The following is a 14,360-nucleotide window of genomic DNA, read 5'->3' as shown; positions in this document are numbered from 1 at the left end:
TCTTATGTGTTGCCCGGTCTGTGCTCGCGAGATTCCCACCGATGCACGCTTCTGCGCCTACTGCGGAAGCTCGGTGCGAAAATGCGAGCCCTGCCAGCGCTTCTACCCGGGTGATGCCCGCTATTGCGGAAGTTGCGGCGAATCGCTCATCGTCGAGCGCCGCCCGACCTTCGAGCCGCCCTCGGAGGTGGCCGATACGGTCTTTGGCTACCTCTACGAGCTCAACGCCAACCCGCAGCAGTTCCCGCTGGAGCAGGGCGACAACACCATCGGCGCAGGCGGCAACAACGACATCGTCATCCGCCGCCCGGCTGTCTCCTGGAACCACGCCATCGTGATCTGCCGCAATGAGCGCGTGATGATCCAGGACTCCGCCAGCACCAACGGCACCTACATCAACGGCAAGCGCGTGCGCACCCCGCACGCGCTGACCCACGGCGACCTTCTGCGCTTTGGCAGCGAGGAGTTCAAGGTCTGGCTCAAACCCCGCTACCGAAGCTCCGAGAATATCTGAGCCGACCCACATCTCGACCATAAAAAAAGCGCCCCGCGGGGCGCTTTTTCGTTCCTCACGCACGCGCGCTGACCTCAGCGACGGCTGCGCTGCTGAGCCTGCTCGATCGCCCGCTGGATGGCCTCCATCCCGCCGACCTTTTCGATGCGCTCGTTGAGCTCCTCGAAGCCCTCGTCGACCTCTTCGCGCGGGAGGTTGCCCTCTTCCAGGCGCGCGTCGGCCTGCTTGCGGCAGGTCTCGTAGAAGGCGTAACCGCGACGCAGAATCTGGGCGTCGTTGCCCGCAACCTCCAGGGCTTTCCAGAGGCAGTCTTCGGCGTCGGCAAAACGCCCCAGGCGCTCATTGTAGCTGATCAGATTGATCTGGCTGATGACGTAAACCGGGAGCACCGGCTGCCCGAGCGCCTCAAAGGCCTTCTCGGAGAGCTCTTCGGCGTTGCGGCCCCAGCGCAGCGCGTGCTCGAAGCGCTCCTCATCAAAGAGGATCACGCTGAGCTGCTGGCAGCCCTGGGCGAGCTGCGCCTGGAAGTTGGGCTGGCCGGCCTCGGCCAGGGTCTGGGCGAGCTCCACGGAGCGCTCCATCGCCGCATCCGACTCCTCGTAGCGCTTCTCGCGGGCGTAGATCACGGCCATGTTCTGGTTCGCACCGAGCTCCAGCGCGTCGACGCCCGGCTCGTCGCGATCCCGGAGAAGGTCGATCAGATTCAGCGCCTTCTCACCGGCTTCCAGCGCCTCGGGAGCCTTACCCATGGCGATGTAGATACTCGAGAGGTTGAGGTGGGTCGCGGCGCTGTTGGCCTCGAAGGACTCCCCGCGCTCGATGAGCTGCGTGCAGATCTCGGCGGCTTTGCCGTGGTAGCCCAGCGACTCCTCGAGCTTGTTGAGACGCTGGTGGGCCACACCCAGCTCATTGCTAACGCGGGCGCGCAGCTTCAAGACATCGTCGCTCTCCTCCTCGGCCATATCGAGGATTGCGTCGGCCTCGCGCAGCGCGGCGGCGCCGGCGGCGTTTTGGTTCTGACGCAGGGCCTGGCTGCCCGCGTTGACGAGATCATTGGCAGCCTTGAGCTGCGCGTCCAACCAGCGGCTATCTTCCATGGCGATCGTCCTTGGTGTGTCGCTACGTCATTAATGGGTTTGCGCTGCGCCTGTGGCGAAGGGCGCTCAAAGTGCGGCAATCGAGGGGCTTCGTCAATGCCCGGCCTTTTTAGCCCGGGCTGCGCCTTAAGGGCAGCTTCCGCTGCGCGCCTGCTCCAGGCCGCGTCGGGCCTCGGCCACCGAGCGGGATCCGGGGTACTCGGCGACCACCGTCTCAAAAAAGACCTCGGCGTTGGGACACTGGCCCATCTGCAAAAAGGCCTGGCCGATGCGCAGGTTCGCCTGGGCCTGACGGCTGGTCGGCGCGGAGCCCTCGAGCACCTTCTGATACTCGCCAATCGCGCTCACCCACTGCGACTCGGCAAAGAACGCTTCACCCAGCTGAAAGCGAACCTCATTGGCTCGCGCATCATCACTGTGACGCTCCAGAAAGCGCTCGTAGGCGCGACGAGCCTGGAGGTAATCCTCCTCGGCCAGACGCGCGTCGCCGAACTGGCGCAGCTCATCGGGATCTTCGGGGAGTTTGATGGCCTCCCCCGACTCAAAACGAAGATCGACATCGCGGCGGAAGAGCTCCAGGCTCTGCTCCATACGCATAAAACGAAAGTCGAGCTCTTCGACCGTACCCCGCAGGTTGTTGAGATCTTCGCGGGTGGCGGCGACTTCCACGCCCAGGTCGGCGCTGTTGCGCTGCAAGAGCTCGCGGGCCTCAGCGAGCACCTCGCGAAGCTCGGCGACATCCTCACGGGCGCTGGCGACCATCGCGGTGAGCTCTTCGCGCTCGGAGGCGCTCTTGGAGATGATGGCCTGCTGCTCGGCGCGCAGCGCCTCGATATCTTCCTGCATCGTCTTGCCCTGCCAGATCGGCAGGCACCCGCTGGTGCTCAACGCAAGAACCACGACAACGGACTTCCACATAGCTTGACCTTGCACGAAACGACTCATGAACTTCAGAGGGCAGAAGGCCCGCAACCTTCGGGCGGCGGGCCTCCTACCTTAGTGATTCGCTCTCAGCTCACAAGCCGAGGTTGCACTCTTTGAGATCAGCGCACGTTGAAGTCAGCGCGGCGGTTGGCGCGGTGACAGCTCTCCGGGCCATCTTCCTGGCAGACGCGCACCGGGCGGGAGTCGCCGTAGCCCACGGTGGTGACGTTGGAGCCGTTCACTCCGAGCGAGGTCAGGTAGCTGCGCACCGAGCGGGCACGACGCTCGCTGAGCGCGATGTTGTACTCGGAGGTTCCACGCTCATCGGCGTGACCTTCGATCTGAACCGAGATGCCGCGCTCCTGGATGCAGGAGGCGTTGCGCTGAAGCGCGCTGCGCGCCTCATCGGTGAGGTTGGAGCTGTCATAAGAGAAGAGAACCGTCTCGAGCTGGCAGACCTGCACCGGGGCTTCTTCGCAGGTGCCGCGGCGGCAGCGCATGCCTTCACCACAGTCGGCGTCTTCGGAGCACTCCGGCTCCACCACACACGAGCCGCCTTCGCAGATGTAGCCCTCTTCGCAGTCGTCGTTACCCAGGCACTCCGGGCCGCAGCGGTTGTCGCGGCAGACCTGGTTGCCGGGGCAGTCGCCGGTGCCGACGCAGTAGCCCGGGATCTCTTCGCAGACACCGGCGCGGCATTCCATGCCGGCGTCACCGCAGTCTTCGGTGGTGCGGCACTGCTGGCAGAGGCCGTTGACGCAGTAGAGACGACCCTCGGCTTGGCCGGCCTCACTGTCGGCGCAGTGGTTATCGGTCTTGCAGTTAGGGAAATCAGGGCGACAGGCCACCGAGCTCAACGCGATCAAAGCGGCGACAGAGAACAACGCGAACATACGTCGAAGCGACATAACGACAGACTCCTTATAATACGGCATTTACAACCGACATCTCATCCACTTCCCGGCAGAACCCTCGATTCGAGAGCTGACAATCACTCTGCCGACACCTTCAGCGAGCGTGTGGGGCGCGGGCTCCGCACGCGGGCCATCTACCCACATCGCTCAAAGGCTCTTAACTGCCGCAATATACGGAGTTTCCGGTTATTACCAAGCGAATTTTCGCTAAATGTTGCATCAACAAACGCAACATCCTGTGCGCAGCGCGGGTGCTTGCGCCCCGATCCGACATGTCCCAGACTCATCTTCGCGACACCCCCAACTCGCCAGATGCCTCCCTCGAATCGACGCCGCTTGCAGTGATGCCGTGAACAACGCCGCGACGAGCCCTCATGAAATCCTCAAGCCCGCGCGTTGGGCGGGCGCGCTGGCGTTGACGCTCTCCTTTGCCCTGCCCGTGCTTCTGGAGCTGGCGGGTCTTGCGCGGGTCGGCCATGCGGCGCCCGCGGAGTTCATTGCGCTGGCCACCGATCAGGCCCGAAGCGCCCCGCTCTTCTGGCCCCTGGTGGCGCTGGCGGTGGTGCTGAGCCGGCCGGACTCGCCAGCGGCCCCGCTGGCGTTGGGAGCCGCGGCGACGCGCGCCCTGGTGGCCACCGCCATTTTTGTGGCCGCGGGCCTTCCCTTCGGGCTGAGCGAGGTTCACCTCTGGCGCGCGCTGTCTCTTGCGCCCACCGCCCTCTTTTTACTGCTTGCGCTGCGCCTCTTTGCGCATCGCCGCGATCGCGCGCTCCTCGCCAGCGCGGCGAGCGGAGCAGCGGCCGGAGCGCTGGCGCTGGCGCTGCCTCCCGAGGTGGGTTGGGCTCCGGTCATGAGCGCAGCGCTGACACTCGCCCCGCTGGTCGGGGCCGGCGTTGCGCTGCGTCTCTCCCGGGCGGCCGAAGTCTGGCGCGTTCGCGCCGCAGCACCCTCGTTCACGCTGGCGCGAGCGCCCGGGCTGATCCTCATCTGGGCCGGCGCGCTGAGCCTTCTTCTGGGCGCGCGCCTTCTGGCCCGCCAGGACCTGACCTGGCGCTCGGAGTGGCTCTCCGATATGCCCGCGCACGCCGAACCCAGCGCGACGGCGCTGCGCGAGCTTGCCGGCCGCAGTGATCTCCCCGGGCCAGGCTTCGCGCTGTGGAGCGACTGGCCTTACGCCATGGGCGCCTACACCCCGGGGGGCTTTGTGGCGCTGGCGTACCTGCTCTGCACCGTACTGGCGCTGGTCGCACTTGTGGGGCTCGGGGTGGGCGCTGCTAAGAAGCTCTCGCGCGCCTCTTCGACCTCCCCATTTCCGGCAGAGCGCGTGGCCACCGCCACCGCCGCAACGCTCGTCATTCCCCTGCTTGTGGCCCCGGCGTCCACGCTGCAACTTCTCGGCGCCGACCCGCTGCTGGCCTTCCTCGGCATCCAGCCCGCCCGCATGATCGCCGCCGGCTTGATCTTCGTCGCCCTGCTCTTCACGCTCTTGCCCGAGGCCCTCTCGCGCACCACCCTGGCCAGCCGACGCTACGCGCTGCTCGGGGCGCTGGTGCTCGTCGCACCACCGGCCACCCTGCTCTTCTTAACCGACCACGCTCGCGTCACTCCCCTGGGCGTCGCCTCCACGATCTCGCTGGGCGCCGGCGTCCTGACCACCCTCCTCAGCCTGAAGATCCCCCGTGCCGCCGACCGCTGACATCATTCTGCGTGGGACGACCTCCGCGAAGACCACGCGCAGAGCCATCTTCCTCTGCCTGCTCTGCGGGCTCACCGCGGGCTGCGGCCCCATCGATCCGCCGCCGCCCACCGATGCCGAGGGGGAGCCCATCCCGCAGCCCGCCCCTCTCGACGACTGGCTGCGCGTGGTCGAGGTCGCCCCGGCCCAGACCATCGCCACGCGCCCCACCATCGAGGTGCGCTTCAACGCCTACCTCGACCCGGCCACTTTCAATTCTTACAGCGCGCTCTCGGTGCGCTCCGGCGGGCTCAGCACCAGCGGCCGCATCGACTACCGCATGACCCGAAAGACCCTGCGCCTGCGCCCCCGCACCGACCTCATCGACGGGCTGCGCTATACCCTCTTTGCGTCGCCGAACCTTCGCAGCGTCACCGGCGCGCCGCTCTTCCCCAACACCCCGGCCCCGGAGCGCTTTACCGACGCGACCCTTCCGGCATCACCGCCCCTGGATCGCCCGCCAGTGACCTGGAGCGACATCGCGCCACTCTTCGAGCACTCCTGCAACGGCTGTCACAACGATCCCACCTGGCAGCTCCCGGAGCTTACGCCCGAGACGCTTCGCCAGACCCGCTCCACCCAGGTCGATGCCCCTCTGTTGATGCCTTTTGAGCCGGCAAGCTCGTACCTGATGCATAAGATCCTGCCGGATTACCCCCGACGTCGCTTCACCGTGCAGCCTCCGCCCTACAGCGACGCGCCCCCCTTGAGCCTCGATGAGATCGAACGCATCGAGGACTGGATCGCACAGGGCGCGCGCTGACGCGCGCGCCCTGTGAATAACGCTCAACTCAACCTTTCAGGTCACACAGACCTTATTCGGCAGCCGCCTCAGCCCGGACCGCAGCCACGATGGCCTCCGGCGTGAGCTGACCGGTGTAGCGCTTGCCGTTAATGAAGAGGCTCGGCGTTCCTTTCACGCCCGCGGCCATACCTTCCTGACGATCGCGGGCGACCAGCGCACCGATCTCCTGCGACTTCAGGTCTTCCTGGAAGCGCTCGTAGTTCAGGCCCAGCTGACGCGCGTAGGCCTCCAGACGCTGCGGGCTGAACTGCTGCTGGTTGGCGAAGATCAGGTCGTGCATCTGCCAGAAGCGATCCTGCTTATGCGCGGCGTTGGTCGCGCGCGCTGCCAGATCTGAGAGCGGGCTCCCGAGCGGGAACTGCTTGAAGTAGATGCCCACATCATCGCCCAGCTGCTCGTGCACCGCGCTGAGCACGCCGGCGGCCATGCGGCAGTAGCCACACTGGAAGTCGGCAAACTCCACGATCTTCACGTCGGCCTCAGCCGAGCCTTTGACCGGCACGCCTTCGAGCACGAAGTTGTGCACGCGCTCTTCGTCATTCTGCTGCTCGGCGACGCGCTGCTGCGCCTCCTCGCCAGCGCCTTCGGCCAGCGCGGTGGCCATGGTCGTAAACGCCGTCTCGGCCTCCTCGCAGCGCTCCTCTTTCTGCATGCACTCATTGAGGCTCTCGGTGCTGTCGGGGCAGGGGCAGAGCTCACCCTCGGCCATCTCGGTCAGGCGAGCACGCTCGGCCGCGCCCAGCTTCGAGAGATCCACGCCGGGGTACTCCACCGCCGGCGCTGCCGACCCGCCCTGACCGGGGGCTTCGCCCTGCGCCGGAGCTTCATCGGCCGCGGCTCCCTCGGCGGTCGCCTCGGGCGACTCCGCCTGGGCGGCCTCCTCCGAGCCCGAGTCGCACCCCAGGAGCGCCACCACCATCGCCACCATCGCCAGCACCAGGGCCGACCTCTTAAACCGCTCGTTTCGCTTCATCACTTCGTCTCCAGGATCTCTGTGGGTCTACTTTTTCAAGGCCAGCCCCGCGCTTCGAAAGGCACTGGGACCGGGGAACTGGCTCAAACATCGTCGCGGGCCGCGCTATTCAATGGGATCGAGACGCAGATCGTCAAGCTGCGCCTTCACATCCCCCTCTCCCCATCGACTTTCCCCTCGCTGCACTTTACGCTCGCCGGCCTTTCGGGCTAAGTCTAAGTCACTGCGTGAAGCGCTCACGCGCGCTCGAATCGATTTCGACTCAAGCTGTGCTGCGCCGAAACGCCCGCAGCACGCCATCACGATGATGATTGACCTCTTACCCCAGGAGAGCCCCATGGCGGAAGCACCCAACGATAAACGCGCCGATAAGCTGTATCGGGTCCGCCACTCCACCGCCCACCTGATGGCCGCCGCGATCCTCGAGATGTTCCCCGACGCTCGCCTGGCCATCGGACCGCCGATCAAAGACGGCTTCTACTACGACTTTGAGCTCCCCCGCGCCCTCTCTCCCGACGATTTTGAGGAGATCGAGGAGCGAATGACCAAACTCGTCAAATCCAATGTCCCCTTCAAATACGAGGAGTGGGATAAAGATAAGGCCCGCGAGTTTTTCAAAGATCAGCCCTACAAGCTCGAGCTCATTGAGGGCATCGAGGGCGACACAGTCTCTACCTACGAGAGCGGCCCGCTCATCGATCTCTGCGCCGGCCCGCACGTGCGCTACTCCAAGCAGTGCAAGAACTTCAAGCTGCTCAAGGTCGCCGGCGCCTACTGGCGAGGCGATGAAAACCAGCCGATGCTCCAGCGCGTCTACGGCACCGCCTTTCCGACCCGCGACGAGCTCGACCAGTACCTGCTGATGCTCGAAGAGGCCAAGCGCCGCGACCACCGTAAGCTGGCCCGCGAGCTGGAGCTTTTTGATTTTAACCGCCTCTCCCCGGGCTCGATCTTCTGGCGCCCCAAAGGTTGGACCTCCTACCGCCAGCTCCAGAACTATTTTCGCGAGATCGAGGCCGAGCAGGGCTACGAGGAGATCAGCAACCCGCTGATCTACCACGAAGATCTCTTTGCGCAGTCCGGCCACCTGGAGCACTACCAGGACACCATGTTCAAGCTTGAGGCCCACGGTCAGAACTACTGCCTCAAACCGATGAACTGCCCGGACACGATGCTCTACTTCAAGAGCAAAAAACGCTCCTACCGCGAGCTTCCGCTGCGTGTCGCCGAGTTCGGGCACCTGCACCGCAACGAGCTCCCCGGCGCGCTCGGCGGCGCCACCCGCGTTCGCCAGTTCTGCCAGGATGATGCGCATATCTTCACCACCGAGGAGCACATCACCCAGGAGATCTCCATGCTCCTGGAGCTCGTCGAGCGCACCTACGGCATGTTCAACATGGAGTACGACGTGGAGATCTCCACGCGCCCCGAAGATTTTATGGGCGAGGTGGAGCTCTGGGATAAGGCCGAAGGCGCGCTGAAAGAGGCGCTCAACGCCGCCGGCAAGCCCTTCACCATCAACGAAGGCGACGGCGCCTTCTATGGCCCGAAGATCGACTTCCAGGTGCGCGACTGCCTGGGCCGCTCCTGGCAGTGCGCCACCATCCAGCTCGACTTCCAGCTGCCGCGGCGTTTTGAGCTCACCTACACGGCGAGTGACAACGCCGAGCGCACTCCGATCGTTATTCACCGCGCGATCGCCGGCAGCCTGGAGCGCTTCTTCGCCATCCTGCTGGAGCACCTGGCCGGCGCCTTCCCCACCTGGCTTGCCCCGGTGCAGGCGGTCATCGTTCCCATCACCGACGAGCAGAACGACTACGCCTGGGAGGTCGCCCGCGATCTCAAGCGCTCCGGTGTGCGCGTCGAAGTCGACGATCGCAGCGAGAAGATGGGCTTTAAGATCCGCGAAGCCGAGACCAAAAAGATCCCCTACATGCTGGTCATCGGCGGCCGGGAGGCCGAGGCCCATAACGTGGCGCTGCGCACCTACAAAGACGGCCGCCGCGGCACGCTGCCGCTGGCTGAGGTCAAGAAAGAGATCCTTGAGCGCATCGCCAATCGTACCCTCGATGTCGACGTGCAGGTCAGCGGCCTGGCGACCATCGTCGAAGATGCCCCCGACGGCGAAGATATGGCCGAGCGCGGTTATTGATCCTCTCAGGATCAAATAAAGCCTCTTCGGAGGCTCAAAACACAAAAAAAGGCCGCGCCCCTCTCAAGGAGCGCGGCCTTTTTCGTGATTGTAGAGACGAACTTACTCGGCGTTCAGGATGCCCACGGCGTCCAGATCAAAGCCCTGGCTGGGGGTGGCACCCACGCCCCAGAGGTCCTTGATGCGCACGTAGCGCGCCTGGCTTAAGCCTGCGTCAGCGAGGTCAAAACCATCGCCGCCGCTGATCTCCAGAGAGAGCGTTGGATGCTCCAGCGCATCGTACTCCCGGGTCGGCGTCCAGCCGGCACACCCGGTATAAGGCGGCGCGTCGTCAGGGGTAAAATCGCAGGCAAAACTCACCCACGTCTCCCCATCCTCGCTCACGGCGACCTGGCCGAGCTCCGCAAAAATCTGCTCCGGATCGCCATCGGCATAAAACGCGTTCTCAAAGACCACGAAGTCCGGGCCGGGGCCGTCGACGATCGTCTGATCGCCAAAGCCCAGTACGATCTCCCCGCCATCGCCAAGGCTGAGCACATCGAGAGAAGCCGCGCGATCGCCTTTGCCCTGGGGCGGCCCCAGCACGACCTCGGGCATCGCCTGCTCCCCAAATCCCGAGCCCTCGCCAGGCACAAACGAAACAACTTCGGTGGCGTAAGGAAGCCCCTCCCACCACGGCGTCTCATCGACCGGGTCCACGGCTTCTCCGCAGCCCACCGCCCCCCCGGCGGCCAGCATCAACGTGCTCAGGAGTTTCGCTGCCGAATGCTTCATAGACGCGTCATCTTCGTCCAGGAGAAGCCACCGCAGCCCCCGTTCTCCGGATCGCTGGCGTCGGCCTCCGCTTCGATCGCACGGGCCTCTTCCACCGTCTCCTGATCGAAGGCCACCATGCAGTAATAGAAGGAATCGTCGACCGGCTCGGTCCACACGATCACGTTGTAGGTGTTGGGGCCGTACTCAGCGTCGGGGGTGTTCTGCGTGATCGCCTCGCGCGCGGCGTTGTCGTACTCGGTCAGCAGCATCGGGCCCCAGACCTCCTCGGTGATCGTCTCCTGACCGCCGAAGTTCGTCTCCCACTCCCCGGCCACCTCGATGCCCTGCTCCTCGGGCTCCGGGTCGCATGGCATGGTCGAGCAGTCTACCTCGGCCGGCTCGTCAGTCTCACCACAGGCCACAAGCGACAGGCCCGCGGCCAGCACCAGCGCCATCAAATCCACCCGATTTTTCAGCGTCTTCATCTCGATCTCCATCACAGCGTGCTTCGGATGGCGATCGAAGGTCGGCAGCGGGACAACCCCAACTCAACGCCCGGGCCAGCTGGCCTCAGACCTCAAGGATCGGCGCGCCTGCGCTCGATCTGCTGCGTTCCTCTCGCCACCTTCCCGAAGCGATTGGGGGAAACTATCTCCACGCAGCAATATCCTGGCTCTCGGGTCATCTTCACGCGTCCCCTTCCCGACTCTGAATGCAGAACCAGTGGGATATGACACGCTCATCGCCGATCACAGTTGCGGGGGCAGCGCTGGTTTTCCACCAGCTTCCTGCCGCGTCGAGCCCGGCCCTGTTAGCACCGCGACGCGAGCCGGGTCAATCGAACTCGCCAGTTCGCCGCCCGATGGCTCAAAATCCGCTGAATTTCGGGCAAAAAAAAATCCCGCGACACCTTTTTGAAAGGCATCGCGGGATTCGTAGGACTAAACACGTTCGACCCTCAAGCGGCCAGCGCACACCCTGAACCTGGTCCGCTGCTTCCTCCCGGACCTGACGGGGTGCCAGGCCAGCGGTCGCACTGGCCGCTCAGGGGTCGAACAACCCCACCCTAGCGGGGCCCCGGGTGAACCGTCAACCGGCCACCCGAGTCGAGCGGAGAGAGAGGGATTCGAACCCTCGATACGCGGTTAACGTATACACGCTTTCCAAGCGTGCGCCTTCAGCCACTCGGCCACCTCTCCAAAAAGATCTCATCCTTCGAGATCTTAAGAGCATAAACAACGGAGGGGGTGGGATTCGAACCCACGGTACCCGTGAAGGTACACTTGATTTCGAATCAAGCGCCTTCGACCACTCGGCCACCCCTCCGCACTTAAGATGATTCCTGAGTTGATGAATCATCTTCACTTACCGTCGCCTTACGTCTCTCGCGAATGGTGCGGAAAAACTCGCTCAAAACTCGCCCGCAGGCCGCTGAAAGGACACCTTCTTTGACCTCAATTCGATGGTTCAATCGAGGATCTTCGCCCATCGCGTACAGCGAGCGCATTGCGCCGGCTTTCGGGTCACGTGCTCCGAAGACCACCCGTCCTACCCGCGCGTTCACTAACATTCCCGCGCACATCGGACAGGGCTCTAAGGTCACGTAGACCGTACATTCATGGAGTCTCCAGCTACCCAGAGCCTCGGCGGCGCGTCGCACCGCGATAAGCTCGGCGTGGGCAGTGGGGTCTTGCCAGCTCTCGCGCCGATTAAAGCCGCGAGCGATGACCTGGCCATCATGAACAACGACCGCGCCCACCGGGACTTCGCCCTCGGCCTGCGCGCGCTCCGCTTCTTCCAGAGCCTGCATCATATAGATGGTGTCGACGTTCTTTCGTGCCAATGTAAGACCTTACTCCGAAAACAAAGAAACGCTCTTAGAAGCCTAAGAGCGTTTCGAAGTGCACCTGGAAGGGTTCGAACCTCCAACCTATGGTTCCGTAGACCATTGCTCTATCCAGTTGAGCTACAGGTGCGTGCTATGTGCTTGCTGCCGTTCTTCCGTCCGGCGTGGTCATTTTATTAACACCGCCTTTTCAGTCTTGCAAGCACTTTTTCGACTCTTTTTTCATTTTTCTGCGAGGCGGTGAAGCGAGCTCTTTATGCGTTTCAAAAGCTCTGTGCCAGGGCAGAACGTTGAGTCGAGAAGGAGAGGAAGGGATTCGAACCCTCGATACGGTTTTAAGCCGTATACTCCCTTAGCAGGGGAGCGCCTTCAGCCACTCGGCCACCTCTCCGTACTCGTTCTTATTCACTTATCAAACAACATCCTGCAAGCAGGATTTTTGTAGAGCGGAGGAGGTGGGATTCGAACCCACGAAGCTTGCGCTTGCCGGTTTTCAAGACCGGTGCCTTCAACCGCTCGGCCACTCCTCCTGGAGCCGGCCCCCTTTCGGGCTGGGCCGCGTCAGGGAGTCGGGAGAATACTCGGATCGCCGTGCTCGTCAAGACGCTTTTTTCAAATTTTTTGGTCCCTCGTCATTCGCGCCCTCTCGCCCTCCTTATATATAGAAGGAAGCCCAAAAGGAAACGACAGGATCGCGGGCGTAGTGATGTCGGGAGACCCATTTGCGACCGGCCCGGTGCGACCTGCGTGGCGCAAGTGGCGAGGCGCAAGCGCCCTGACGTATCAGACGCCACGGCAAGCCGGCAGGGCAATCGCAAAGTCCCACGAGGTTTTTTTATGGAGAACCCACCCAATCCGTAGGGAGGGGTCTTGTGCCCCTCCGGAACTCCCAGGGCGGGGACCCACAAGGGGTCCCCCTACGGTGGCGGGTGGTGGGGACCCACTTTGCGACTGCTCTGCGGCGAGCCGGGCCGGTGGCTGGACGCTGATTTTGGCGTGGTGTACACCTTGGGCGGTATCTCCAGCCCGGCGCGTCCGCTGCTACTCCCCTTGTAGAGCCAGCCTGCGGCCGCCATCGATGAAGTAACGCGCGTGGCGCGATGTGATTCCCTTTCAATGATTGAGCAGAGGCCCTGATCATGGTGCGTATGAAGTCCAGGGCGGCGATCGCCATCGTCGCGCTCTCCCTCCTCACTGCAACCGACGCGTGGGCCCAGGAGCCCGATAGCCCCGAAGAGCGTGAGCTCGACGGCACCAACCCGCCCGCGTTGAGCGAAGGCGACCCCGAGGCCGACCCGGAGGGACAAGGCGATGATGCCCAGGCGGCGCCGGAGGAGGCCGTAAGCCAGGCGCAGCAGTCCGCCGAAGAAGAAGCGCGCCGCGAAGCGGCGCCCGGCGAGCTGGTCGATCCGGTGGAAGAGCGCCAGGGCCGCCAGGCCACGATCGTGGATACGCAGGAGGTCGAGCTCAGCGATGAGGAGGTCAACGAAGAGCTCAGCCCGGAGCAGCCTCCGGTGGGCACCGTCGCCCTCTCCCCTGCTCAAGCCCCGTCTGGCGGCGTGGTCATCGCCGGTAACGGCGACTCTTTCGCCGGCCCCTGGACGCTCAGCCTGGGCGGCTACATCCGCGCCGGCTACACCGCCATCGGAGACGATCCCAACGTCGCGCTCATCGGGCGCAACGACGGCTTCACCATGGCCGATGCGCGTCTGACCACCACCGGGCAGATGGACAACGGGCTGGGCTTTGTCTTTCAGTTCGACGCCGGCAGCCGCCTCGTGCGCACCAGCCAGGACTCCCCGGTCGATGAGCTCGCCCTGCGCATGACCGACGTCTACGCCTATTATGCGCCGCTGGAGTTTCTGGAGATCAACGTCGGGCAGTTCAAAGCGCCCTTTGACGTCGAAGACCTGATCTCCACCGGCAACCTCCTCTTCGTGCACCGCGCGGTGGCCAACCGCGGCGTGCAGAATGTGGAAGGTTATAACGTCGACGGCCTCTCGGCCGGCCGCCAGATCGGGGTGCAGCTTCGCGGCGACTACTTCTTCGGCGGCGAAGATGATGAGGGCCCCGGCATCAGCTACGCGCTGGCGGCGACCAACGGCAACGGCCCCAACGCCTCGCTCAACGCAAACGATCGCCTGGCCTACTTCGGCCGGCTCATGCTGCACTGGGGCGATGAAGTCGCCCTGGGGAGCGCCGTCTTCTACAACGACGACACCTTTGGCGAGGAGCCCAACCGCGTCGACCGCGTTCGCCAGGGCTGGACGGCCGACCTTCAGGTCAACCTCTTCGGGGCCTCCGTGCTGGCCAACGTCGTGGCCGCAAGCGTCGACTCCCCCGACCTCCCCGATGACCCGGAGCTCAGCGCGCTGGGCTACTCCGTGCAGCTCGCCTACCAGGCCCCCTTCGGCATTCAGCCGGCCTACCGCCTGGCCAGCTACGACCCCTCAAGCAGCTACGGCGATGAGCCCAGCGTGATCTTTGAGAACGACGCGCTCACCTACCACACGATCGGCCTCAACTATAACGCGCCCACCTACCCGGTGCGCGTGATGGCCAACTACACCCTGACCACCGAGCAGGACGCGCGCCGTCTCGACAACGATCGCCTCGATCTGCTCCTTCAGCTCAGCTGGTAAGC

Annotated in this window: 12 protein-coding genes, 5 tRNA genes, 1 other RNA gene and 1 riboswitch; of the genes, 5 read left to right on the top strand and 13 right to left on the bottom strand. The window is 64.2% G+C overall.

Features of this window, described 5'->3' with window-relative positions:
• Window positions 1-4: 4 nt before the first annotated feature.
• A complete protein-coding gene (locus FRC98_RS06050) occupies window positions 5-514 on the top strand; it encodes a double zinc ribbon and FHA domain-containing protein (RefSeq protein WP_146980383.1) in 510 nt (169 codons plus the stop codon).
• 74 nt (window positions 515-588) lie between these two features.
• Here FRC98_RS06050 and FRC98_RS06045 read toward each other — a convergent pair whose 3' ends face one another.
• The 3 genes from FRC98_RS06045 to FRC98_RS06035 all read right to left on the bottom strand — a co-directional run bounded on the left by FRC98_RS06045 (window position 589) and on the right by FRC98_RS06035 (window position 3,443).
• Entirely contained in the window at window positions 589-1,611 is a 1,023-nt protein-coding gene (locus FRC98_RS06045) for a DUF6483 family protein (RefSeq protein WP_146980382.1), read from the bottom strand.
• Between the two features lie 126 nt (window positions 1,612-1,737).
• Entirely contained in the window at window positions 1,738-2,529 is a 792-nt protein-coding gene (locus tag FRC98_RS06040; RefSeq protein ID WP_230467324.1) for a tetratricopeptide repeat protein, read from the bottom strand.
• Window positions 2,530-2,654: 125 nt separating this feature from the next.
• Window positions 2,655-3,443, bottom strand: a complete 789-nt coding sequence (locus FRC98_RS06035) for an OmpA family protein (protein ID WP_146980380.1) — start codon at window positions 3,441-3,443, stop codon at window positions 2,655-2,657.
• Between the two features lie 355 nt (window positions 3,444-3,798).
• Between FRC98_RS06035 and FRC98_RS06030 the strand changes: the two genes are divergently transcribed.
• Window positions 3,799-5,145: a hypothetical protein gene (locus FRC98_RS06030; protein WP_146980379.1), complete on the top strand. Its 1,347-nt coding sequence runs from the start codon at window positions 3,799-3,801 to the stop codon at window positions 5,143-5,145.
• Window positions 5,129-5,947, top strand: coding sequence for an Ig-like domain-containing protein (locus FRC98_RS06025; RefSeq protein WP_146980378.1), 819 nt, complete (start codon window positions 5,129-5,131; stop codon window positions 5,945-5,947). Before FRC98_RS06030 ends, FRC98_RS06025 begins: the two co-directional genes overlap by 17 nt.
• A 52-nt stretch (window positions 5,948-5,999) precedes the next feature.
• On the opposite strand, the gene FRC98_RS06020 is transcribed toward FRC98_RS06025, so the two are convergent.
• Window positions 6,000-6,962: a thioredoxin domain-containing protein gene (locus FRC98_RS06020; RefSeq protein WP_146980377.1), complete on the bottom strand. Its 963-nt coding sequence runs from the start codon at window positions 6,960-6,962 to the stop codon at window positions 6,000-6,002.
• 337 nt (window positions 6,963-7,299) lie between these two features.
• Here FRC98_RS06020 and thrS point away from each other — a divergent pair, with 337 nt between their 5' ends.
• Window positions 7,300-9,114 (top strand): threonine--tRNA ligase, encoded by a 1,815-nt coding sequence (thrS, locus tag FRC98_RS06015; RefSeq protein WP_230467323.1) that lies wholly within the window; start codon window positions 7,300-7,302, stop codon window positions 9,112-9,114.
• Between the two features lie 102 nt (window positions 9,115-9,216).
• Here the strand turns inward: thrS and FRC98_RS06010 are convergent, their stop codons facing one another.
• From FRC98_RS06010 to FRC98_RS05970, 9 genes are all read right to left on the bottom strand, one after another.
• A complete protein-coding gene (locus tag FRC98_RS06010) occupies window positions 9,217-9,888 on the bottom strand; it encodes a hypothetical protein (protein ID WP_230467322.1) in 672 nt (223 codons plus the stop codon).
• Window positions 9,885-10,355: a hypothetical protein gene (locus FRC98_RS06005; protein WP_146980375.1), complete on the bottom strand. Its 471-nt coding sequence runs from the start codon at window positions 10,353-10,355 to the stop codon at window positions 9,885-9,887. Before FRC98_RS06005 ends, FRC98_RS06010 begins: the two co-directional genes overlap by 4 nt.
• A 155-nt stretch (window positions 10,356-10,510) precedes the next feature.
• Window positions 10,511-10,713, bottom strand: a riboswitch (cobalamin riboswitch).
• Window positions 10,714-10,826: 113 nt separating this feature from the next.
• An RNA gene (ffs, locus tag FRC98_RS06000) (signal recognition particle sRNA small type) lies at window positions 10,827-10,917 on the bottom strand.
• A gap of 64 nt (window positions 10,918-10,981) precedes the next feature.
• A tRNA-Ser gene (locus FRC98_RS05995) sits at window positions 10,982-11,069 on the bottom strand.
• A 40-nt stretch (window positions 11,070-11,109) separates the two neighbouring features.
• Window positions 11,110-11,196 (bottom strand) — tRNA-Ser (locus FRC98_RS05990).
• Between the two features lie 4 nt (window positions 11,197-11,200).
• The gene (gene tadA, locus FRC98_RS05985) at window positions 11,201-11,713 is read right to left on the bottom strand and encodes a tRNA adenosine(34) deaminase TadA (RefSeq protein ID WP_230467321.1); all 513 of its coding nucleotides are present in this window, start codon (window positions 11,711-11,713) and stop codon (window positions 11,201-11,203) included.
• 59 nt (window positions 11,714-11,772) lie between these two features.
• Window positions 11,773-11,846, bottom strand: a tRNA-Arg gene (locus FRC98_RS05980).
• 171 nt (window positions 11,847-12,017) lie between these two features.
• Window positions 12,018-12,107, bottom strand: a tRNA-Ser gene (locus tag FRC98_RS05975).
• 56 nt (window positions 12,108-12,163) lie between these two features.
• Window positions 12,164-12,246: transfer RNA gene (locus tag FRC98_RS05970), tRNA-Ser, on the bottom strand.
• A gap of 609 nt (window positions 12,247-12,855) precedes the next feature.
• On the opposite strand from FRC98_RS05970, the gene FRC98_RS05965 reads away from it, so the two are divergent.
• Window positions 12,856-14,358 (top strand): porin, encoded by a 1,503-nt coding sequence (locus FRC98_RS05965; protein ID WP_146980374.1) that lies wholly within the window; start codon window positions 12,856-12,858, stop codon window positions 14,356-14,358.
• The last annotated feature ends 2 nt before the right edge of the window (window positions 14,359-14,360 follow it).

This window comes from Lujinxingia vulgaris, from assembly GCF_007997015.1.
Lineage (GTDB): Bacteria > Myxococcota_A > Bradymonadia > Bradymonadales > Bradymonadaceae > Lujinxingia > Lujinxingia vulgaris.
This window is presented reverse-complemented; position numbering and strand designations above follow the sequence as displayed.

What these genes read in the sequence shown, in the direction of transcription:
- FRC98_RS06050 (WP_146980383.1), top strand. Translation starts at nt 5, where the DNA reads ATGTGTTGCCCGGTCTGTGCTCGCGAGATTCCCACCGATGCACGCTTC.
- FRC98_RS06045 (WP_146980382.1), bottom strand. Translation starts at nt 1,611, where the DNA reads ATGGAAGATAGCCGCTGGTTGGACGCGCAGCTCAAGGCTGCCAATGAT.
- FRC98_RS06040 (WP_230467324.1), bottom strand. Translation starts at nt 2,529, where the DNA reads ATGTGGAAGTCCGTTGTCGTGGTTCTTGCGTTGAGCACCAGCGGGTGC.
- FRC98_RS06035 (WP_146980380.1), bottom strand. Translation starts at nt 3,443, where the DNA reads ATGTCGCTTCGACGTATGTTCGCGTTGTTCTCTGTCGCCGCTTTGATC.
- FRC98_RS06020 (WP_146980377.1), bottom strand. Translation starts at nt 6,962, where the DNA reads ATGAAGCGAAACGAGCGGTTTAAGAGGTCGGCCCTGGTGCTGGCGATG.
- thrS (WP_230467323.1), top strand. Translation starts at nt 7,300, where the DNA reads ATGGCGGAAGCACCCAACGATAAACGCGCCGATAAGCTGTATCGGGTC.
- FRC98_RS06010 (WP_230467322.1), bottom strand. Translation starts at nt 9,888, where the DNA reads ATGAAGCATTCGGCAGCGAAACTCCTGAGCACGTTGATGCTGGCCGCC.
- FRC98_RS06005 (WP_146980375.1), bottom strand. Translation starts at nt 10,355, where the DNA reads ATGAAGACGCTGAAAAATCGGGTGGATTTGATGGCGCTGGTGCTGGCC.
- FRC98_RS05965 (WP_146980374.1), top strand. Translation starts at nt 12,856, where the DNA reads ATGGTGCGTATGAAGTCCAGGGCGGCGATCGCCATCGTCGCGCTCTCC.